This is a genomic window from Stenotrophomonas sp. PFBMAA-4 (genome assembly GCF_030053215.1).
GTDB lineage: Bacteria > Pseudomonadota > Gammaproteobacteria > Xanthomonadales > Xanthomonadaceae > Stenotrophomonas.
On record NZ_JASGBW010000031.1, the window covers coordinates 35,059 to 55,226 of the forward strand.

At 68.1% G+C, this 20,168-nt stretch carries 19 protein-coding genes; 14 read left to right on the plus strand and 5 right to left on the minus strand.

All coding sequences use genetic code 11. The features are described from left to right. Positions 1-25 precede the first annotated feature (25 nt). From QMZ26_RS17110 to QMZ26_RS17145, 8 genes are all read left to right on the plus strand, one after another. The gene (locus QMZ26_RS17110; RefSeq protein ID WP_283222151.1) at positions 26-904 is read left to right on the plus strand and encodes a plasmid replication/partition related protein; all 879 of its coding nucleotides are present in this window, start codon (positions 26-28) and stop codon (positions 902-904) included. A gap of 154 nt (positions 905-1,058) precedes the next feature. Continuing rightward, complete coding sequence (locus QMZ26_RS17115; protein ID WP_108746321.1) at positions 1,059-2,345, plus strand: DUF445 family protein; 1,287 nt, start codon at positions 1,059-1,061, stop codon at positions 2,343-2,345. A 325-nt stretch (positions 2,346-2,670) separates the two neighbouring features. Continuing rightward, on the plus strand, positions 2,671-3,054 hold the full coding sequence (locus QMZ26_RS17120) for a DUF4124 domain-containing protein (RefSeq protein WP_159095319.1): 384 nt from the start codon (positions 2,671-2,673) through the stop codon (positions 3,052-3,054). A 261-nt stretch (positions 3,055-3,315) separates the two neighbouring features. Beyond that, positions 3,316-5,514 carry a TonB-dependent siderophore receptor gene (locus QMZ26_RS17125; protein WP_283222152.1) on the plus strand — a complete coding sequence of 733 codons (2,199 nt, stop codon included), beginning with the start codon at positions 3,316-3,318 and terminating at the stop codon, positions 5,512-5,514. A 108-nt stretch (positions 5,515-5,622) separates the two neighbouring features. Continuing rightward, entirely contained in the window at positions 5,623-5,943 is a 321-nt protein-coding gene (locus tag QMZ26_RS17130; protein WP_283222153.1) for a DUF3649 domain-containing protein, read from the plus strand. After that, on the plus strand, positions 5,940-7,577 hold the full coding sequence (locus tag QMZ26_RS17135) for a PepSY-associated TM helix domain-containing protein (RefSeq protein WP_283222154.1): 1,638 nt from the start codon (positions 5,940-5,942) through the stop codon (positions 7,575-7,577). Before QMZ26_RS17130 ends, QMZ26_RS17135 begins: the two co-directional genes overlap by 4 nt. Further along, positions 7,574-7,903, plus strand: a complete 330-nt coding sequence (locus QMZ26_RS17140; RefSeq protein ID WP_283222155.1) for a DUF3325 domain-containing protein — start codon at positions 7,574-7,576, stop codon at positions 7,901-7,903. Before QMZ26_RS17135 ends, QMZ26_RS17140 begins: the two co-directional genes overlap by 4 nt. 293 nt (positions 7,904-8,196) lie before the next feature. Then, the gene (locus QMZ26_RS17145) at positions 8,197-8,529 is read left to right on the plus strand and encodes a hypothetical protein (RefSeq protein ID WP_234458256.1); all 333 of its coding nucleotides are present in this window, start codon (positions 8,197-8,199) and stop codon (positions 8,527-8,529) included. Between the two features lie 65 nt (positions 8,530-8,594). Here QMZ26_RS17145 and rlmKL read toward each other — a convergent pair whose 3' ends face one another. Both rlmKL and QMZ26_RS17155 read right to left on the minus strand, forming a co-directional pair. Beyond that, positions 8,595-10,733, minus strand: coding sequence for a bifunctional 23S rRNA (guanine(2069)-N(7))-methyltransferase RlmK/23S rRNA (guanine(2445)-N(2))-methyltransferase RlmL (rlmKL, locus tag QMZ26_RS17150; protein WP_108759655.1), 2,139 nt, complete (start codon positions 10,731-10,733; stop codon positions 8,595-8,597). A 145-nt stretch (positions 10,734-10,878) separates the two neighbouring features. Next, positions 10,879-11,406: a hypothetical protein gene (locus tag QMZ26_RS17155; RefSeq protein WP_079221303.1), complete on the minus strand. Its 528-nt coding sequence runs from the start codon at positions 11,404-11,406 to the stop codon at positions 10,879-10,881. Between the two features lie 72 nt (positions 11,407-11,478). Between QMZ26_RS17155 and QMZ26_RS17160 the strand changes: the two genes are divergently transcribed. Then, the gene (locus tag QMZ26_RS17160) at positions 11,479-12,045 is read left to right on the plus strand and encodes an N-acetylmuramoyl-L-alanine amidase (RefSeq protein WP_079221302.1); all 567 of its coding nucleotides are present in this window, start codon (positions 11,479-11,481) and stop codon (positions 12,043-12,045) included. A gap of 463 nt (positions 12,046-12,508) precedes the next feature. Here the strand turns inward: QMZ26_RS17160 and QMZ26_RS17165 are convergent, their stop codons facing one another. From QMZ26_RS17165 to QMZ26_RS17175, 3 genes are all read right to left on the minus strand, one after another. Then, positions 12,509-13,411 carry a sulfurtransferase gene (locus QMZ26_RS17165; protein WP_283222156.1) on the minus strand — a complete coding sequence of 301 codons (903 nt, stop codon included), beginning with the start codon at positions 13,409-13,411 and terminating at the stop codon, positions 12,509-12,511. Then, a complete protein-coding gene (locus QMZ26_RS17170) occupies positions 13,408-14,220 on the minus strand; it encodes a CoA pyrophosphatase (RefSeq protein WP_079225168.1) in 813 nt (270 codons plus the stop codon). The genes QMZ26_RS17165 and QMZ26_RS17170 overlap by 4 nt, the downstream gene beginning before the upstream one ends. Positions 14,221-14,429: 209 nt before the next feature. Further along, on the minus strand, positions 14,430-15,131 hold the full coding sequence (locus QMZ26_RS17175) for an FKBP-type peptidyl-prolyl cis-trans isomerase N-terminal domain-containing protein (RefSeq protein WP_079221300.1): 702 nt from the start codon (positions 15,129-15,131) through the stop codon (positions 14,430-14,432). A gap of 166 nt (positions 15,132-15,297) precedes the next feature. On the opposite strand from QMZ26_RS17175, the gene QMZ26_RS17180 reads away from it, so the two are divergent. The 5 genes from QMZ26_RS17180 to pstS all read left to right on the plus strand — a co-directional run bounded on the left by QMZ26_RS17180 (position 15,298) and on the right by pstS (position 19,883). Beyond that, on the plus strand, positions 15,298-16,092 hold the full coding sequence (locus QMZ26_RS17180; protein ID WP_283222157.1) for an enoyl-CoA hydratase-related protein: 795 nt from the start codon (positions 15,298-15,300) through the stop codon (positions 16,090-16,092). 4 nt (positions 16,093-16,096) lie between these two features. Further along, a complete protein-coding gene (locus QMZ26_RS17185) occupies positions 16,097-16,450 on the plus strand; it encodes a hypothetical protein (RefSeq protein WP_079221298.1) in 354 nt (117 codons plus the stop codon). Then, the gene (gene nth, locus QMZ26_RS17190) at positions 16,450-17,136 is read left to right on the plus strand and encodes an endonuclease III (protein ID WP_283222158.1); all 687 of its coding nucleotides are present in this window, start codon (positions 16,450-16,452) and stop codon (positions 17,134-17,136) included. Before QMZ26_RS17185 ends, nth begins: the two co-directional genes overlap by 1 nt. 203 nt (positions 17,137-17,339) lie before the next feature. After that, positions 17,340-18,551, plus strand: coding sequence for an OprO/OprP family phosphate-selective porin (locus tag QMZ26_RS17195; protein ID WP_108759662.1), 1,212 nt, complete (start codon positions 17,340-17,342; stop codon positions 18,549-18,551). A gap of 312 nt (positions 18,552-18,863) precedes the next feature. After that, entirely contained in the window at positions 18,864-19,883 is a 1,020-nt protein-coding gene (gene pstS / locus QMZ26_RS17200; RefSeq protein ID WP_079221295.1) for a phosphate ABC transporter substrate-binding protein PstS, read from the plus strand. The last annotated feature ends 285 nt before the right edge of the window (positions 19,884-20,168 follow it).

Genomic DNA, 20,168 nt, shown 5'->3' on the forward strand with positions numbered 1-20,168 from the left:
TCCGCTCCTGACTGTTGCCGTGCCCATGGACATCGTCGTCAAAGAAGAACTGAAGGCCTACATCGACCCGCTGACCGCGGACGAACATGACGCGCTGGAGCGCAGCATCCTGGCCGAGGGCTGCCGCGACGCGCTGGTGCTGTGGGGTGATGTGCTGGTGGACGGCCACAACCGCTTCGGCATCTGCCAGAAGCACGGCCTGCCGTTCAACACCGTGCAGAACACCCGCTTCCAGAGCATGGAAGACGTGCACCTGTGGATGATCGAGCAGCACCTGGGCCGCCGCAGCGTGTCCGACTTCCAGCGCGGCGTGCTGGCCCTGCGCAAGCGCGACATCCTGTCTGCGCGCAAGCAGGTGGAACAGGCGCAGCTGCAGCGTGAGAGCGACGGTACCGCCGATCCGGCCGACGACGCGGGCGAAGACAGCCCGCCGTGGGAACCGGCACCGAAGGTCAGCCGCGCCGAGCTGGCCCGTGAGGCCAAGCTGAGCACCAGCCAGGTGGGCATGATCGAGCGTATCCACGCCCAGGCCGCAGCCGAGGTCGTGGAAGCGGTGAAGGCCGGCGTGATCTCGATCAGCGCCGCCGCCGCCGTGGCCGACCTGCCGGAAGAAGAGCAGCGTGCGGCTGCCGCCGGTGGCAAGGACGAACTGAAGCAGGCCGCCAAGCGCGTGCGCGACGCCAAGCGCAAGCCTCGCGCGCCGAAGCCTGAAGCGGCCGAGATGGACTTCGAGGAGCCGAGCGAGGACGAGGTCGCCAGCCGCGATGCCGAAGTGCTGTCCGCACTGGAGCAGCTGGGCGAGGACGCCCCGGCGCTGCGTCGCCGCGTGGTGGCCCTGACCCGCGAGAACGACACCCTGCGCGCGCAGCTGGCCGCGCTGCGCAGGCAGCTCGAGGCGCTGTAACCACACCGCCTGGCATGGCCCGGCGCTACCGATAGGAATTCGCGCCGCTGTAGAGCCGAGCCCGCGCTCGGCTGTCGTGCACCGCAGCAGAAGCAGCCGAGCGTGGGCTCGGCTCTACAGATCAGCGTCACCGTGCGGCAGGTAGACTCTCCCCATGACGTCTGCCATCGATCCGCGCCGCGCGCAGCTGCGCCGCCTGAAAGCCATCGCCCTCGGCCTGCTGGTGTTGATGCTGGCCGGGTTTGCGGTCAGCCACTGGCAAGGCGAACGCGGCGCCTGGGCCTGGGTGTCGGCCTTCTGCGAGGCCGCTGCGGTCGGCGCGCTGGCCGACTGGTTCGCGGTGGTCGCGCTGTTCCGGCGGCCAATGGGCCTGCCCATTCCACATACCGCGATCATCCCGCGCAGCAAGGAACGCATCGGCGACAGCCTGGCCGTGTTCGTGCGTGACCAGTTCCTTGAGCCCGGCGTGCTGCTGGCCAAGCTGCAGGTGTTCGACCCCGCCAGCCGCCTCGGCAGCTGGCTGGCCGATCCGGCGCGTTCGCGCATGCTGGCTGACATGGCCCGCGGCTGGGCGCTGCAGGCATTGGATTTCTTCGACGAAGGCGCCGTGCGCCGGCAGCTGCACAGTTTCGTGGTGCAGCAGTTGCGGCAGTGGAACGCTGCGTCCACCGCCGGCGAACTGCTGGCGCTGCTGACCGCCGATGGCCGCCACCAGCGCGTGCTGGACGAGGGCCTGCAGCGGCTTGGCCGCTGGCTCGAGCAGCCGGAAGTGAAGGAGCGTGCCTCGCAGTTGATCGTGCGCTACATCCAGCGCGAGTGGCCGACGCTGTCGAGCACGGTGAACTGGGTGAAGCCGATCGACGAAATCGGTGACAGCCTGGCCGCGCGGCTGGCGCGGGCGGTGCTGGAGGAACTGCAGCAGGTGCTGGCCGAACCGCAGCATCCGTTGCGGCAGGATTACGAGACCTGGCTGGGCAACTACGTGCAGCGCCTGCGCGAAGACCCGGCGCTGGCCGAACGCATCGAGCAGCTGAAGCAGGAAATGATCGACCACCCGGCCCTGCAGGAGTACGTGCAGGGGCTGTGGGCGCGCATCCATGCCAGCCTGCGCGCTGACCTGCAGCGCGAGGATTCGGCGCTGGTCGGCCACCTGCAGCGCAGCCTGGCGTCGCTGGGTGCGACGCTGCAGGCCGATCCGGCGCTGCGCGATGCCCTCAACCAGCATCTGCTGGAGGGCGCGCAACGGCTGACCGAACGCCTGCGGGAGGGCGTGACCACGCATATCGCGCAGACGGTGAAGGGCTGGGACGAGCGGCACCTGGTGGAGCAGCTGGAGCTGAGCGTGGGGCGTGACCTGCAGTTCATCCGGTTCAACGGCACGCTGGTGGGTGGGTTGATCGGGCTGCTGCTGCATGCGGCGACGGTGGTGTTCAGGTTCTGATGATTGCTTGGCAGGGCTGCGCCCTGGGTACGCGCCATCGCATGCGCGCTGCCGCTCCCACGATTCGCTACGCGAACCGCGGGCCCCACTTACCAGCTCCCAAACCCCCGCCGCTTCGCGGCTGCCCCCTGACTCAGGGGGCTCTGCCCCAGACGCGATGCATGCCTTTGACGGTGACGGATCCCGCCGCCGCTGGTGGGTGCCGACCGTTGGTCGGCACGGGGCCGGATCCCGTTGTTGCGCGACCGGGGTCACACTCCTTATGCTCCCGCGCCATGCGGGCCAGGGTGGCCCGTGGGGGGGATCCATGCGAAGGATATGGGTGTTGCTGCCACTGCTGGCGGCGGCCGCTGATGCGTGCGCGCAGCGTGTGTACAAGTGCAACGACGGTGGCCGTACCGTCTACCAGACCGTGCCGTGCCCGAGTGGGCAGGACACGGGCGTGACGCGGCCGATCGTGCGTGATCCCAAGCTGAGCTGGCAGGAATCGGAACGGGTGGACCGCGAGCTGCGCGATGCGCGTCGCCAGCTGCAGGCCAATGCCGGCCGCAGTGCGCCGCAGGGCACTGGTGCCGTGATCGAGGCCGCCAGCAACGCCGAGGCCTGCGACAAGGCCCGCACGCGCCGGGAAATGGCCGAGTGGTTCGGCACGCGCACGCCGCAACGGCAACTCAACGACGAAGTCACCCGCGCCTGCGCATCGCGCTGAAGGCTGGGGCACCTGCCCCGGCCAGGCCGTGCTTGATTAACGAAATGCGAATGCCTATCATTTACTGATCGGTTGTACGCTCAGCCACCTGGCGCCCCCACCGCGCTTCCGCCCGTGTACATCCCCGGCTCCTCGTGCGCCGACGGTCCAGGCCGTCAGCGCGTGGCGATGGGAGATGCCTCGGGTCGCGCGATTCCGCGCAGGCGCCCGCACGCATGGATTCCATCGCTGATGTTTTTCTCCTGCATGGAATCGCACTGTATGGCCCGACCGAACATTCCCGTCGTTTCACCCTTGGCGCTGGCCCTGGCCACGCTGTTGTGTGCCCCGCTGGCCCACGCCGATGCACCGTCCGCTGCCGATGCACGCACGCTGGACACGGTGAAGGTGACCGCCGACGGCGAGATCCAGAACGGCTACACGGTGAAGAACACCCGCAGCGCGACCAAGCTGGACCTGTCGCTGCGCGAGACGCCGCAGTCGGTCACCGTCATCACCCGCCAGCGCCTGGATGACATGGGCCTGTTCTCGCTGTCCGATGTGATGGGCCAGGTGACCGGCGTGCATGTGGCAGTCACCGACAGCGAGCGCATCAACTATGTGTCGCGCGGCTACAACATCACCAATTTCCAGATCGACGGCATGCTCAACACCTTCGGTGGGTCGATCAAGACCAACACCGACAACGTGATCTACGAGCGCATCGAAGTGATCCGCGGTGCCACCGGCCTGACCACGGGTGCCGGCGATCCGTCGGGCACCATCAGCATGGTGCGCAAGCGCCCGACCGACACCTTCCAGATGGGCGCCAACCTGACCCTGGGCCGCTGGGGCAACCAGCGCCTGGAAGCCGACCTGGGCGGCCCGATCGCCTGGGACGGCCGCATCCGCGCGCGCGTGGTCGCCGCCAAGCAGCAGAGCGATTCGTTCCGCGATGTCTACAAGCTCGACAAGGATGTGTTCTACGGCATCGTCCAGGCCGACCTGACCGACAGCACGCTGTTCGAAGTGGGCTATGAGTATCAGTCGCCGCACACCACCGGCGTGACCTGGGGCGTGGTGCCGTACTGGGGCCCGGATGGGACGCCGGCCAACCTGCCGCGCTCGACCAACCTGTCTGCGTCCTGGAGCAGCTGGCCGATCGTGGAAAAGACCACCTTCGCGCGGCTGGAACAGCAGCTGGGCAGCCACTGGTCGGTGAAGGCCGCGATCAGCCGCGCCAAGCGCAACACCGATGGCGCGGTCTGGTATGGCGCGCAGGGCTACCCGCGTGCCGATGGCACCGGCGTGCTCGCCTACATCGGCAACTTCGTGGAAGACAGCACGATGGATGTGGTGGACGTCAACGCCACCGGCAGCTTCGACCTGTTCGGCCACACCCAGGAAGTGGTGTTCGGCGCGGGCCAATCGCTGCGCAAGGGCGAGTATCCCGCGGCCTCCATCGATCCGTACCCCGCCAGTTACGCCCAGGTTCCCGACTGGCGCCACTGGACCGGCGATGTCGCGCCGCTGTCGGTGACCCGCCCGGGCTACCTCGGTTCGCAGGATGAGCTGCGCCAGCAGGCGGCCTACGTGGCCACCCGCCTGCGCCTGGCCGATCCGCTGCTGGTCGTGGCCGGCGTGCGCTACGGCAACTGGGAAACCAAGACCTGGCGCTACAGCTACGACAGCAGCGGCAACCGCACGGGCACCACGCGCACCGGCTACAAGCCCAAGGACCAGACCACGCCGTACGCCGGCGTGGTGTACGACTTCAACCGCGTGCTCAGCGCGTATGCCAGCTACACCGACATCTTTGCGCCGCAGAACTATCGCGACAGGAACGGCAGCTACCTGGAGCCGGTGGTCGGCAAGATGTACGAAGGCGGCCTGAAGGCCGAGTTCTTCGGCGGCCTGCTGAACGCCTCGGCGGCGATCTTCGAAGGCGAGAAGGACAACGTGGCCGAGGTCGATGATTCGGTGCCGCCGAACTCGCTTCCGGATGGCACCCAGGCCTACCGCTCCACCGGCAAGGGCAACAAGGTGCACGGCTGGGAAGTGGAAGCACAGGGCAGCCTGGGTGAAAGCTGGAACCTGTCGACCGGCTTTGCCCATGCCGTCAGCCGCAGCCAGGCCGGTGTGCTGCAGAACACCCCTACCCCGCAGGACACCTTCCGCCTCAACGCCAGCTGGCGCCCCGGCGGCATCGATGGCCGCTTCTGGCTGGGTGGCGGTGCCACCTGGCAGAGCCGCATCTGGCGCACCAGCACCAAGGCCGATGGCAGCAGGGCCGACATCACCCAGGACGCGTTCTACCTGCTGAACCTGGCCGGCGGCTACCGCTTCAACGAAAACTTCAGCGCGCAGTTGAACGTCAACAACCTGCTGGACAAGAAGTACTACAACAACGTCGGTTTCTACAACGGCGTGTACTGGGGCGAACCGCGCAACGTCAGCGTGACGCTGCGCTGGAAGCTCTGATGCCCTGATGGATGGCGCCGGTTCTGCGACCGGTGCCCGGCCACGGATGGCCACCCCCAGCGCATTTCGGTGCGCCGGCCTTTCTTCCAACACACCTGCAGGACCGCCGTGGACCGCTCGCCCGAACTTGCCAGCTCCCGCCTCAGCACCTTCTTCGCCAGCGAACGCTGGGGAGTGCTGTCCCGTTCCCTGGCCGCGATCTTCGGTGGCTACGCGCTGGCCGCGATGACCAGCGTGTTCTGCGCCGTGGCCCTGCCCGCCGCGCGTGGCCAGGCCGTGCTGACCGGCATGCTGCTGGCCATCGTGGTGGCCGCCTGCGCCGCACTGTGGGCCTTCGCCACCCGCAGTGCGCTGCGCGCCTGGGTCGGCATCCTCGGCCCCACCCTGCTGCTGGCCGCCGCATCGCGCCTGCTGGGGGCCTGGGCATGAAGAACGGATTCCGCCAATCGATGGCCTGGCTGCACACCTGGACCGGCCTGCTGGTCGGCTGGCTGCTGCTGCTGATCTTCATGGCCGGCACGGCCAGCTACTACCGCGAAGAGATCAGCCGCTGGATGCGCCCGGAGCTGCCCAGCACCAACGTCAGCACCGACGTGGCCGCGCAGCGCGCGATCGACTTCCTGCAGGACAAGGCCGGCAATGCCGAGATGTGGTACGTGACGCTCCCGCAGCCGCGCAACCCGGCCATGAGCACGTTCTGGCGCGTACCGGCCGACCAGGCCGATCCCTCCAAGGGCCGGCGCGGTGCGTTCGGCGATGCCACCCTGGACCCCAACACCGGCGGCGAACTGAAGGCGCGCGACACCCGTGGCGGTGACTTCTTCTACCGCCTGCACTTCGACCTGCACTACATCCCGGTGTACTGGGCGCGCTACCTGGTGGGCTTCTGCGCGATGTTCATGCTGGTGGCGATCATCACCGGCGTCATCACCCACAAGAAAATCTTCAAGGACTTCTTCACCTTCCGCAAGGACAAGGGCCTGCGTTCGTGGCTGGATTTCCACAACGTCAGCGCGGTGATGGCCCTGCCCTACCACGCGATGATCACCTACACCGGCATCGTCACCCTGATGATCATGTACCTGCCGTGGGGCGTGAAAGTGGCCTACCCGCAGGACGAGGACAAGTTCTTCGCCGAAGCGTTCGGTGGCATGCCCGAGGTGAGCGCACCGGCCGAGGGCCGCGCGGCGCCGCTGCCGATCGCGCAGCTGCTGGACAGCGCGCGCGCGCACTGGAAGGGCGTGGAAGTGGCGGGCTTCACCGTGACCAACCCGGGTGCCGCCAACGCGGTCATCGACATCCGCCAGCGCGACGGCAAGCGCCTGTCCACCGACACCCCGGCGCTGCGCTATGACATGACCAGTGGCGCCCTGCTGGAAGAGAGCCCGCCCTCAGGCGGCGCCACCGCCACCCGTGGCGTGATGTACGGCCTGCACCTTGCCCGCTTCGCCGATTGGGGCCTGCGCGCGTTGTTCTTCCTGTCCGGCCTGACCGGCTGCCTGATGGTGGCCAGCGGCGTGGTGCTGTGGGCGGTGAAGGAACGGCCCAAGCATGCCAAGAGCGGGCGCATCGGTTTCGGCCTGCGCCTGGTGGATGCGCTCAACATCGGTGCCGTGGCCGGCCTGCCGATCGCGTTTGCTGCCTACTTCTGGGGCAACCGCCTGCTGCCGCTGGAGATGGCCGAGCGCTCGAACGCCGAGGCCAACGTGTTCTTCTACGCCTGGGGTGCGGCCCTGCTGGCCGCCTTCCTCTGGCCCAAGCGGATGATGTGGGCGTGGCAGTTGTATATCGGCGCGGCCGCGTTCGCGCTGGTGCCGGTGGTCAATGCCCTGACCACCCACGCGCACCTGGGCGTGACGCTGGTCAACGGTGACTGGGTGCTGGCCGGCTTTGACCTGTCGATGCTGGCCTTCGGCGCAATGCTGGCGATGTGCGGCTGGCGCATGCAGCGCTGGACGCCGCCGCTGAGCGCGGCCGAGAAAAAGAAGCGCGCGGCTGCCGCCGCTGCAGCAGCCAAGGCACCGGCTGCGCCTGCGGCAACCGAAGCGGAGGCCAGCGCATGATGCTGCTGGCCCTGGCACTGTCCTTCTCCGCGTTCACCGCGCTGTCGCTGGCGATGGAAAAGCACCAGCAGGACCTGCACGGCAAGGCGGCGGCCACGCCGGCACGGCGCACGCAGTGGCGCGTGCTGGGCTGGGCCCTGCTGACGGTCGCGTTCGCGCTGTGCGTGGTCGACCACGGCTGGGCAATGGGCCCGGTGCTGTGGCTGGGTGCGCTGACCCTGGCCGGGGTGCCGCTGGCGTTCGGCCTGTACCCGTACCGCCCGGCGTGGATCGCACCGTTGGCGGTTGTGCTGCCGCTGGTCGGGCTGGTCGTGGCGTTGCTGTAGCCGCCATCCACGCATGGCGTGGATCTACCATGGGCATGGCCCGGCGCTACCGGGGTCGGATCCCTTGCGCGCCGCGCAAGGGCTCTGACCCCATCCAGACACCGCGCATCCATGCACCGCGTAGGTCCACGCCGGGCATGGCCCGGCGCTACAGGCCTACAATTCCCTGCATGGAATCAACTGCGCTGCTGCAACGGATCGCTGGAATCCGCTTCTTCTCCCGCCTGGGCGAGCCACTGCCCGCGGCTGCGGGGGTTGCGTCCGTTGGGTCATTGGCCGAAGCGCTGCAGGCCATGGAAACTGACGACTTCGAGTGGATGCCCAGCGTGCTGGGCGATCCGGATCCGTTCCATGGCGCATTGCCGCGCCCCGCCGAGCTGGCCGAACCCCGCCGCGAACTCAACCGCACCCTGATGCGCGTGCTGTCCGCCGTCGATCTGCCGGCCCTGCGCTGCGGTGCACATGACCTGCATCTGGTTGCGCGCGATACGGCGATGTTCGCCGCGCGGCAGCGATTGCTGGAAGTACACCTTGGCCTGCCGGCGCACTGGGAACCGGTGATCGCGCTGTACGAACAGGGGCATTGGCCGTTGGCCCATGCCCCGGGTCGGTTGCTGGTGTTGTAGGGCCATCCACGCATGGCGTGGATCTACCAGCGCCGCGCACGCCGGGCATGGCCCGGCGCTACCGGTCAGCCCAGTCGCTTCAACTCCCACGCGCGGTGGATGCGCGCGTTGCGCTCGAAGTCCGGGCCGATAGTGCGCGCGGTGATCTCGCGGCACTGGGCGAACTCGGCGATGGCGTTCTCTTCCAGCTTGAAGCGGCGGAAGTTGTTGGAGAAATACAGCACGCCGCCCGGCGCCAGGCGCGCCACGGCGGCACGCAGCATCTTCAGCTGCTCGCGCTGTACGTCGAAGTCGTCGGCGCGGGCCGAGTTCGAGAACGTCGGCGGATCGCAGAAGATCACGTCGTACTGGCCGCGGTCGCCTTCCAGCCACGCCATCGCATCGGCCTGCACCAGCAGGTGCTGATTGCCACCCTGGCCGTTCAGCGCCAGGTTGTCGTAGCACCACTGCAGGTAGGTGGCCGACAGATCGACGCTGGTGGTGCTGGCCGCACCGGCCACCGCCGCCTGCACGCTGGCCACGCCGGTGTAGCAGAACAGGTTGAGGAAACGCTTGCCACGCACCTGCTCGGCCATCATCCGGCGCAGCGGGCGGTGGTCGAGGAACAGGCCGGTATCCAGGTAATCGAACAGGTTCACCTGCAGCAGCGCGTTGTTCTCACGCACCACGATGAACTCGTCGCGCTGTTCGAAGCGGCCGTACTTGCTGCCGCCCTTGCCACGCTCGCGCGACTTCATCGAGACCTGTTCCGGCGGCACGCCGAACACTTCACGCGCCGCGGCCAGCAGTTCGTTGCGGCGGCGGCGCACATCGTTCTCCGGAATCGCCGCCGGTGCGGCGTATTCCTGCACGTGCAGGAAGGTGCGGCGCTGGCCACCGTCTTCTTCATAGACGTCGATGGCCGCCGCATATTCCGGCAGGTCGGCATCGTAGGCGCGGAAGCAGGTGATGTCCTCGCGCGCGCGCCAGCTCTTGAACTTCTTCAGGTTCTTGCGCAGGCGGTTGGCCACCATCTGCGCGCCTTCGCTCAGCTCGCGCGGCTGCGCCGGGTCGCGGCCCGGCACGGCGATCGGGTCGCAGACGATCAGCGCGCACTCCAGCGCACCATTGAACATCTGGTACTTCTTGCCCGCGCGCAGGCCGGTGGCGAAGGCCAGTTCATCGTTGCCGCACAGCAGGCTGGCGCGCCACTGCGGCACCGCCTTCTGCAGGGCATTGCCCAGCGCGCGGTACAGCGCCGGATCGGCGGCCAGGCGCTCGTCGTACGGGGGGTTGCAGACCACCGCGCCGATCTCCTGTTCCGGCGCGGCCAGGTCGGCCACGTCGGCGCGGGTGAAGCGGATCGCATGGGCGACGCCGGCCACTTCGGCGTTCTCGCGGGCCGCCTGGATCGCAGTCGGGTCGATGTCGCTGCCGTGGATGACCGGCTTCAGCGCGGCCAGGCCAGCGGCTTCGCGGTCACGCGCTTCGCTCTGGATGGCCTTCCAGGCGGCCTTGTCGAAGCCCAGCCAGCGGCTCGGCGGCAGGCTGCCGTGGCGCATCAGGCCCGGGGCAACGTCAGCGGCCATCAGCGCGCCTTCGATCAGCAGCGTGCCGCTGCCGCACATCGGGTCCAGCAGGCCACCACCGGCGGCGTGCAGGCGCGGCCACTGCGCGCGCATCAGCAGCGCGGCGGCCAGGTTTTCCTTCAGCGGCGCCTCGTGGGCGGCACCGCGCCAGCCACGGCGGTGCAGCGGGCCGCCGCCGAGGTCGATCGACAGCGAGGCACGGCCCTTGCGCAGCGACAGGTTGACGCGCACGTCGGGCAGGTCGGTGTTGACCGAGGGGCGTTCCAGGCCTTCGTCCCGCATGCGGTCAACGATGGCGTCCTTGATCCGCTGCGCCGCGAAGCGGGCATGGGTGATCTTGTCGCCGGACACGTGCGCGTCCACCGCCAGGGTCATTTCCGGCTTGATGTGCTCGTGCCACGGCAGGGCACGCACGCCGTCGTACAGGGCCTGCTCGTCCGGGCACTCGAATTCGTCGATCGGCCACAGCACGCGGCTGGCCAGGCGCGACCACATCACGATCCGCAGTGCCTGCTCCAGCTCGCCGTCGGCATTGACGCCGGCGATGGTAGCGGTGGCCTTGCCAAGGCCCAGGGCCGACAGTTCATCGGCAAGCAGGTATTCCAGGCCCTTGGCGCAGGAGACGAAGAATTTCACGGGATCGGTTCGCAGGTGGTCGGGCGCGGCATGGGGGCCGGGCCAGTCGGAAAGGAGGGCCGTAGTCACGGCCGGCAGGCCCGCGCCGGGGGCGGCGGGGCTGCCATTGTAGTCAAAGCGGGCGGGCGCGCCGTGCGCCCGGGCTTCACAGCTGGCGCAGCAGGCGCTCGAAGGCCTGCGCGGAGGCCTCCACATGGCGTTCCAGGCGGTGGCCGTCGTCCACCAGCAGCAACTGCGCCGAGCGCGCCTGCGCCCAGGCGATGACCCCGGCGGCAGGCACCACTTCGTCATGCCAGGCCTGGACCACCGTGGTCGGCACGGCGGCGGCGTCCAACGCCGGCATCGGGCCCATGGTGGTGGGCGGCACCATCAGGAACAGGCCGGCCACCGGTACCTGCAGCGAGGCGATGCCGGAAATGTAGGCCCCCAGGCTGGACCCGGCGAGCACCACCGGCCCCTGTGCGGCGGCAGCGGCAGCGCGCTCGACCAGCCGCTGCAGGCGGGTGCGCACGTCGCCGACGCGGCTGATCTCGCTCATCGCGTCCAGGTCGGTGTAGTCGGGGCGCTCATGGGTCCAGCCCAGGCGCTGCGCGACTTCGGCCAGTGCGGTGACCTTGGTGGCCTCCGGGCCGCTCTCGAAGCCGTGGGACAGGATGCAGTGGCCGCGGCTCATGCATGCGCTCCCAGGGAGCGGTTCAACGTCGATCGGGAAGGCAGGTTCATCCTGCAATGCTAGCATCGCCGGATGCCCACCCCGCTCCTGCCCGGCCTGCAGCTGCAGCCCCTGCCCTACCACGACCGCCTGCCCCTGCGTGACGCCGACAGCCTGCGGATGGTGGTGATCCACTGCACCGAGCTGCCCGACCTGGCCATGGCCCGCGAATACGGCGAGCGCGTGCTGTATGACAGCGGCGCCGGCAACAGCGGCCACTTCTACATCGACCGCGACGGCAGCGTGGTGCAGTACGTGGCACCGGAGCGCATCGCCCATCACGTGCGCGGCATGAACGCCGATACGGTGGGCATCGAGCTGGTCAATACCGGCCGCTACCCGCACTGGTTCGACAGCCGCCACCAGGCGATGGACGAGCCGTACACGGAGGCGCAGCTGCTGGCGCTGGAGGCGCTGCTGCTGGCGCTGGTGGCGCGCTACCCCTCGCTGCAGCGGATTGCCGGGCACGACCAGCTGGACCTGGAACAGGTGGCGGCCAGTGATGATGCGGCGCTGATGGTGGCGCGCAAGCGGGATCCGGGCCCGTTGTTCCCGTGGGCGCGGGTGCTGGCGAAGGTGCCGTTGCAACCGGTGGGGTGAGGGTCTGCAGGGCTGCGCCCTGCACCTGCCGGATCAACGTCAACGTCAACGTCAACGTCAAAAGCTGGCTCTCCGTGGGATGGCGAGGTGGGTCCGGTGGCGGGGGACGCTGCAAGTACGTCCATGGGGGCTTGGTCGCGGCTTGCTCGTGTGCGCTGTCCTGCGCACACGGCAAGACCGGGGTTGGGCGTCCTGCCCAACCCGCCCGAGGCATGCCTCGGGCCCATGCCGCTCACGCCCCCGCAACCGGACCCACCCCGCCTTCGACAGTTTCCTGCGGGCTGTTGGAAACTGCTGCTGATGGTGGGTGCCGACTGATGGTGGGTGCCGACCGTTGGTCGGTACGGCATCGGACCCCCATCCACGCGTGGTGTGGATCTACTGGCATCTATCTATCGGAGCGGCGCTCTGCTCTGGTGGGTGCCGACCGTTGGTCGGCACGGGGTCGATTCAATCGGAGCCTTCAGGCGCCGGTCGCCACCGGGCGGGTGCTGTCGCTGACCCATCCGCTCCAGGAATCGGCATAGATGCGGGCGCCGCTCAGGCCGGCGCTTTCCATGGCCAGCAGCAGGTGGCAGGCGGTCACGCCCGAGCCGCACATCAGCACGACACGCTGCGGGTCCTGGTTGCCGATCACGCCCTGCAGTTCTGCACGCAGTTCCTGCGGGTCGCGCAGGTGGCCGTCGAGAACGTTCAGGGCGAACGGGCGGTTGACCGCGCCGGGAACGTGGCCGGCTACCGGGTCCAGCGGCTCCACTTCGCCACGGAACCGCTCGCCGGCGCGGGCGTCGACCAGCCAGCCGGGGGCGTGCTTGAGGCGCGCGGCGATCTCGTCGGCGGAGGCCACCTGGGTGGTGTCGAAACGGCCCGGATACGGCGGCTGCGCGGGCACCTCGCTGTGGCCGGTGGCCAGTGCATGGCCGGCGGCCTGCCAGGCAGCGATGCCGCCGTCGAGCACGGCCACGCGGGTGTGGCCGATCAGGCGCAACAGCCACCACAGGCGTGCGGCGGCCATGCTGCCGTCGCTGCCGTCGTAGACCACCACCTGCGTGTCCTGGCCGATGCCCCACTGGCCCACGCGCGCGGCAAACGCGTCACTGTCGGGCAGCGGATGGCGGCCATGGCCGCTGCGGCGCAGATCGGAAAGATCCTGGTTGAGATCGGCATGTACCGCGCCCGGGATATGCCCGGCCGCGTACTGCCCTGCCCCGGCCTGCGGATCGGCCAGGGCCGCGCGGGCATCCACCACGCGCACGGCCGTGCTGGCGGTGGCGCGCGCATCAACCACGCGCACGCCTTCGCCCAGGGCGGCGGCCAGCGTGGCGACATCGACCAGGGTGGTCCACGGCGGATCGATCGGCTTCATTGCACTTGCTCCAGGCGGCGACGCAGGTTGTAGAGGATGGCCGCGGTGGCGCCCCAGATGCGCTGGCCAGGCCAGCCGTACTCCAGGACATGGCGCACGCGGCCGCGATGGTTGATTTCGACCTGGCGCAGGTTGTCGGCGGCCATCAGGTAATCCAGCGGCACCTCGAACACTTCGGCCACTTCACTGGGCTGCGGCACCGGCACGAAATCCGGATCGACCACCGCCACCACCGGGGTCACCCGGTAGCCGGTGATGGTGACGAAAGGATCGAGGTAGCCCAGCGCCTGCACCTGGCCCGGTGCCAGTGCGATTTCTTCCTGGCTCTCGCGCAGTGCGGCGGCAAGTGCGTCGCGGTCATCGGGTTCGGTGCGGCCGCCGGGAAAGCCGACCTGGCCACCGTGGGTGCGCAGGGTTTCGGTGCGGCGGGTGAGGATGACCTGGGCACCACCGGCACGCGGCACGATACCGGCCAGCACGGCGGCTTCCACCGGCGGGCCGGGTGGCAGCAGGTCACTCAGTTCGCTGCGGTTCCAGCCGTCGCCCTGCGGCGGTTCGGCCAGCGGATGCAGCGCGCGCAGCAGGCGCTCATGGTCGGCCAGTGAGCCACGCAGCGATTGCTGCAGTTGTTCGCGCAGGGGTTGCACGCGGTGCAGGATGCGGCTGCGTTCGCGATCGCTCATCGACGACCACCCTGCGATTTCATCGATATGCCGCCCGCACCCGGCGCACAGCCGGTTGTGATCCAGCTTGCACACGCCAATGCAGGGGCTTGCAACAACACGCGCCGGTTCTTCCGAAGTTTGCACCCTGCAACAGTAGCGCGAATGGCTGCGGTTGGGGACGATCGCGACACGCGGATGGGCGGTAGAGTCGACTGTCAGTCGACGATCGCGCGCAGCGCGGTAAGAGCAGTCGACCAACGGTCGACTCTACCGGGTTGGCGCACGCGTCCCGCAGCGGAAACAGAAACGCGCCGGTGGAAGCCACCGGCGCGTCGTCTGCACTGCTTCGTTTTTTACTTGACGCTGACCAGCTTGACTTCGAACTGCACCGCCACGTTCGGCGGGAAGCCGGTACGCGGGTCGGCACCGTAAGCCTGGTCCGGCGGCAGGGTGATTTCCCACTTCGAGCCAGCCGGCATCTGCAGCAGGGTCTCGCGCATGGCCTTCATTTCGACTTCGCTGACCTTGATCGACGGAATCTGCTGGGCCGGGCGGGCTTCAGCCGGGCGCTGGCCGAACGGATACGGACCGGCCACTTCCAGCTGCACGGTGTTGGCCTGGGTCGGCTTGGCACCCTTGCCGGCTTCGATCACGCGGTACTGCACGCCGCTCGGCAGGGACTGCACGCCCGCCTTGGACTTGTTGGCCGCAATGAACTGGTCGCTCTTGGTCTTGTTTTCGGCAGCAGCCTTTTCGTACTCGGCCTTGGCGGCCTGGGCACGGCCCTGCTCGCGCTTCTGGAACGCTTCAACGGCCGGCTTCAGCTGATCGGCGGTGATCGCCGGCTGCTTCTTGGCGTAGGCGTCCTGCAGGCCCTTCACCACCGAGTTGATGTCCAGCTGCTCACCACGGGCGGTCAGCTCAGCCAGGTTGTTGCCGTAGTCGTAACCGAAGTAGTAGCTCAGCTTGCCCTTTTCGGACGAGACGTCCTGGGCGAAGGCATTGCCCGTCAGGGCCAGGGCCGCGACGGCGACCGCGATAGAACGCAACTTCATCAAACAGTTCTCCAGGGGTGGTAACTCAGGGACGTTCTGCGCCGCCCTGAGGCGACGGGTTAGGATACCGGCCACAACGTGTAACCGCTACTGACCACGCAGGCTTTGACCCGCCTGCGTTTCAAGAGTTCAATCTCACTTTTTTTTAACGTTCCAGGAGCTTTCCGTGGCCTCAGCCCCCGCCGACCACCCCGTCGCCGTGACCGATGATGGTGCCATCCGCACCCTCACCGTGCAGCGCCCGGAAAAGCTCAACGCCCTCAACGCGGCCACCCTGCAGGCCCTGGCCGAGGCGTTCAGCGCCGCGGCGGCCGACCCGGACGTCCGCGTGGTGGTGCTGACCGGCGCCGGCCCCAAGGCCTTCGTAGCCGGCGCCGACATCGCCGAAATGAACACCCTCAGCGCGGTTCAGGGACGTGATTTCTCCCTGCTGGGCCAGGCCCTGATGCGGCAGATCGAGCGCATGCCCAAGCCGGTCATCGCCCGCGTCAACGGCTTTGCCCTGGGCGGCGGGCTGGAGCTGGCCATGGCCTGCCATCTGCGCATCGCGGCCGATACCGCCAAGGTCGGCCAACCGGAGATCAACCTGGGGCTGATCCCGGGCTTCGGTGGCAGCCAGCGCCTGCTGCGCCTGTGCGGCCGCGCGGCCACCCTGGAACTGTGCCTGCTGGGCGCGCCGATCGACGCCGGGCGCGCCCTCGCGCTGGGCATCGTCAACCAGGTGGTGCCGGCAGCCGAACTGGACAACCGCGTGCAGGACGTCGCCAGGCAGCTGGCCCGCTCGGCACCGCTGGCCCTGCGTGGCCTGCTGGACGCCGTGCACTTGGGCGGCGAATGCAGCCTGGAAGCGGGCCTGGAATACGAAAGCGCGCAGTTCGGCCTGCTGTTCGCCACCGAAGACATGCGCGAAGGCACCAGCGCGTTCCTGCAGCGTCGCCCGCCGGCATTCCAGAACCGCTGACCCCATGGCATCCCGACCCAACCCCGCGCAGCTGTTCGCCCGGGTCCAGGCAGACGATCTCGATGGCGCCCTGCAGGCCGGCCTGATGGACTACGTCGCCGGCGAGGCCGACGCACGCTTGGTACCCGGCCACCCGGAACTTCCGCAGCGCCTGCTGCAGGTACAGCACGACCTGCAGAACGCCTGGGCCGCGCGTGAGCGTTATCGTGCGCGTGCCGTGCGTCTGGCGCGCCGCGAAGCCGAACGTGATGCACGTCGCACACCAGCGCCGGCACCGGATGTGAAGCCTGCGCTGCCCGCTGCGGCGGCCGCGATCCTCGCCCGGGCCAAGGCCCGCGCCGCAGGCAAGGAACAGTAATGGCCACTGCAAAGAAGACCACGCGCACACCCGCGCGTCGTGGCGGCGTGATGCCGCGCGCCGACGTGGTGGAAATGTTCACCCGCCTGCGCGAACTCAACCCGCACCCGAAGACGGAACTGGAATACAGCTCGCCGTTCGAGCTGCTGGTGGCCGTGGCACTGTCGGCGCAGGCCACGGACGTGGGCGTCAACAAAGCGACGCGGAGGTTGTTCCCGGTGGCCAATACACCGGCGAAGATTCTCGCGCTCGGTGAGGACGGCCTGAAGAAGTACATCGCCACCATCGGCCTGTTCAACGCGAAGGCGAAGAACGTGATCGCCACCTGCGCGATCCTGCTGGAGAAGTACGACGGCGAAGTGCCACGCGATCGCGAAGCGCTGGAAGCGCTGCCCGGGGTCGGCCGCAAGACGGCCAACGTGGTGCTCAACACCGCGTTCGGCGAACCGGTGATGGCAGTCGATACGCACATCTTCCGCGTGGCCAACCGCACCGGGCTGGCGCCGGGCAAGAACGTGCGCGAAGTGGAGGACCGCCTGGTCAAGGCGATCCCGGCCGAGTTCCTGCTCGATGCGCATCACTGGCTGATCCTGCACGGGCGTTACGTGTGCAAGGCGCGCAAGCCGGATTGCCCGGGGTGCGTGATTGCCGACCTGTGCCGGTTCAAGGAAAAGACCGCCGCGTAGGGCGCACGACAGGCATCCCCGCGTGGCGTGGATCTACTGCAATCCGTGCGCAACCGCAGCGTCACATGCAAGCGTTTACATCGTCAGCCCCTGACGCGACGGGGCCTGCGGCGGATGCCTGCCGCGTGCGAACTGTCACATTTACGCAATCTTTACCTTTTAGCCTGCGCGCATCTTCCCACCTGCCTGCAAGGCTCCTCTCCATGAAACTGCATCACCAACTCCTGACGGTGGCCGTGGCTGCTGCGCTGTACGTGCCGGCTGCTCACGCTGAAGTCGCCATCGATGTGATCGGCGGTTCGGAAATCACCTTCGAAGGCCTGGTCCAGGCCGACGGCAACTGGTTCGACAATGACGTCGTGGACCTCAACGGCGGTGACGCCGGCAATGGCAAGGACAGCGAATTCGAACTGCGTCGCGCCGAGCTGGTGCTGAAGGGCAAGGGCCCGGGTAACGTGGAGTGGGTGGTCGGCTATGACGCCAAGGCCGACAAGTTCCTCGACACCAACGTGAAGTACAAGCTGCTGGGCAACGCCAACCACTTCATCCAGGCCGGCCAGTTCAAGCAGCCCAACAGCCTGGAAGAACTGTCCAGCACCAAGAACAACGATTTCATCTCCAAGGCTGCGGTCACCAACACCTACGCGGTCGCCCGCCGCCTCGGTGGCGCCTACAGCTACGGCCAGGACAACTGGTCGGTCACCGCCAGCGCCTTCGGCCGCGAACTGACCCGCAACCTGGCCCACGGCAGCGGCTACGGCGCACGCGGCACCTTCGCCCCGATCAACGAGAAGGGCCAGGTCCTGCACTTCGGCCTGAGCTACGTCGACTACGACGCCGACGCCGACACCCTGCGCGTGCGTGCCCGCCCGAACGCCGACCTGGCCACCGCGCGCCTGGTCGACAGCGGCAACATGACCGACACCGACCGCGTCAGCACCCTCGGCGCTGAAGCCATGTACTTCCAGGGCCCGTTCAAGGCCCAGGCCGAGTACTACAGCAGCAAGGCCAAGCGCTACGACCACGACAACTACACCAGCGACGGCTACTACGTCAGCGGCGTGTGGAACGTGACCGGCGAAACCTGGAGCTACAAGGGCGGCACCCCGGGCACCGGCCTGCCGAACAACCCGGCCGGCGGCCAGTGGCAGCTGGGCGTGCGTTACGACCACATGGACCTGAACGACGGCAACCTGGCGGCCAACCCGGTCGCCGGTCGCCCGCCGATCGTCGATGGCGTGCTGGGCGGCAAGATGGACATCTGGACCGTTGGCGCCAACTGGTACTGGCGTTCGAACTTCAAGTTCATGGTCAACTACGTGATGGTGGACAGCAAGAAGTACAGCTCCACCGCCCGCGGCTTCGTCAACGACGATCCGAACATCCTGGAAGCCCGCGCGCAGTTCTTCTGGTAAGACCTGAAGCACGCGTTGCAACGAAGGCACGGCTCCGGCCGTGCCTTCGTCGTTGTGGGGCCCGCCGCCCTGCCCTCCGAGCGGTGGCGCCTGCGCAGCACCGGCGCCCGGGCAGTGCCCACGGCTGCCGCCAGGCTCCCTTTCCGACCGTGTCCCGAAGGGCCTGCAGGCTCTCTGGCGCGGGTTCCGAGACATTCATGACGGGTGTCACGGTTGCGTCATATGACAGACGCGGGCGTGTCACGTAACCGTTATGGAATGTGCACCGAAACGTTGGGCAGCCGCCCTTCGACCACCCCAGGAGTCTCTCCCGTGATCCACGCCTTCAAGTCGCGCGCCGCTGTCGCCATCCTGGCTGCATCGTCCGTGTTTGCCGCCAACGCCGCCGATGTCACCGGCGCGGGCGCTTCGTTCATCTACCCGGTCATGTCCAAGTGGTCGGCGGACTACAGCACCGCGACCGGCAAGAAGGTCAACTACCAGTCCATCGGTTCCGGTGGTGGTATCGCCCAGATCAAGGCGGCGACCGTGGACTTCGGTTCGTCCGATGCCCCGCTGAAGCCGGAAGAGCTGGCTGCTGCCGGCCTGGCCCAGTTCCCGTCGGTCATCGGCGGCGTGGTGCCGGTCATCAACGTGGCCGGCGTTGCCCCGGGCGCGCTGAAGCTGGACGGCCCGACCCTGGCCAACATCTTCCTGGGCAAGATCAAGACCTGGAACGACCCGGCCATCGCTGCCCTGAACAGCGGCCTGACCCTGCCGAACGCCAAGATCACCATCGTCCACCGTTCGGACGGTTCGGGCACCACCTTCAACTTCGTCAACTACCTGTCCAAGGTCAGCCCGGAGTGGAAGACCAAGGTCGGTGAAGGCACCTCGGTCCAGTGGCCGGCCGGCATCGGCGGCAAGGGCAACGAAGGCGTCGCTGCCTACGTGAAGCAGATCAAGGGCGGTATCGGCTACGTCGAACTGTCCTACGCCCTGCAGAACAAGATGTCCTACGCGGCGATGAAGAATGCTGCCGGCAAGATCGTGCAGCCGTCTGACGCCTCGTTCTCGGCCGCGGCCGCCAGCGCTGACTGGGCCAATGCCAAGGACTTCTACCTGGTCATGACCAACGCCCCGGGCGAGCAGGCGTGGCCGATCACCGCCACCAACTTCATCCTGGTGCGCAAGCAGCCGAAGAACGTGGCCGGCGCCAAGGCGACCCAGGAGTTCTTCCGCTGGATCTACAAGAACGGTGATGCGCAGGCCAAGCAGCTGGACTACGTGCCGCTGCCGGACACCCTGGTCAAGCAGATCGAGACCTACTGGACCCAGAACCTGAAGTACTGAGCAAGGCGTTCCCCCGCAGGAACGGGGATCGGCGGGTCCTCTCTCCCCCGCCGATCCCAACCGGGCGCTGGACCTTCGGGTCTGGCGCCTTTCTGTTTTGGGGGATCCTGGCCCGACCCCTGCCCTTGCAGAGCCGAGCCCATGCCCGGCTGCTTTTCGCCTTTGTAGAGTCGAGCCATGCTCGACTACGGCCCGCCAGCCGAGCATGGGCTTGTATGTTCCCCCCGGCTCCTACGAGGTATGTAGGAGCCAGGGTGGAGGGACCGACAAGCATGGATCTGCGGA

Coding starts and splice junctions, on each gene's coding strand:
- QMZ26_RS17110 (WP_283222151.1), top strand. CDS start 26: ATGGACATCGTCGTCAAAGAAGAACTGAAGGCCTACATCGACCCGCTG.
- QMZ26_RS17115 (WP_108746321.1), top strand. CDS start 1,059: ATGACGTCTGCCATCGATCCGCGCCGCGCGCAGCTGCGCCGCCTGAAA.
- QMZ26_RS17125 (WP_283222152.1), top strand. CDS start 3,316: ATGGCCCGACCGAACATTCCCGTCGTTTCACCCTTGGCGCTGGCCCTG.
- QMZ26_RS17135 (WP_283222154.1), top strand. CDS start 5,940: ATGAAGAACGGATTCCGCCAATCGATGGCCTGGCTGCACACCTGGACC.
- QMZ26_RS17140 (WP_283222155.1), top strand. CDS start 7,574: ATGATGCTGCTGGCCCTGGCACTGTCCTTCTCCGCGTTCACCGCGCTG.
- QMZ26_RS17145 (WP_234458256.1), top strand. CDS start 8,197: ATGGAAACTGACGACTTCGAGTGGATGCCCAGCGTGCTGGGCGATCCG.
- QMZ26_RS17155 (WP_079221303.1), bottom strand. CDS start 11,406: ATGAGCCGCGGCCACTGCATCCTGTCCCACGGCTTCGAGAGCGGCCCG.
- QMZ26_RS17160 (WP_079221302.1), top strand. CDS start 11,479: ATGCCCACCCCGCTCCTGCCCGGCCTGCAGCTGCAGCCCCTGCCCTAC.
- QMZ26_RS17165 (WP_283222156.1), bottom strand. CDS start 13,411: ATGAAGCCGATCGATCCGCCGTGGACCACCCTGGTCGATGTCGCCACG.
- QMZ26_RS17175 (WP_079221300.1), bottom strand. CDS start 15,131: ATGAAGTTGCGTTCTATCGCGGTCGCCGTCGCGGCCCTGGCCCTGACG.
- QMZ26_RS17185 (WP_079221298.1), top strand. CDS start 16,097: ATGGCATCCCGACCCAACCCCGCGCAGCTGTTCGCCCGGGTCCAGGCA.
- nth (WP_283222158.1), top strand. CDS start 16,450: ATGGCCACTGCAAAGAAGACCACGCGCACACCCGCGCGTCGTGGCGGC.
- QMZ26_RS17195 (WP_108759662.1), top strand. CDS start 17,340: ATGAAACTGCATCACCAACTCCTGACGGTGGCCGTGGCTGCTGCGCTG.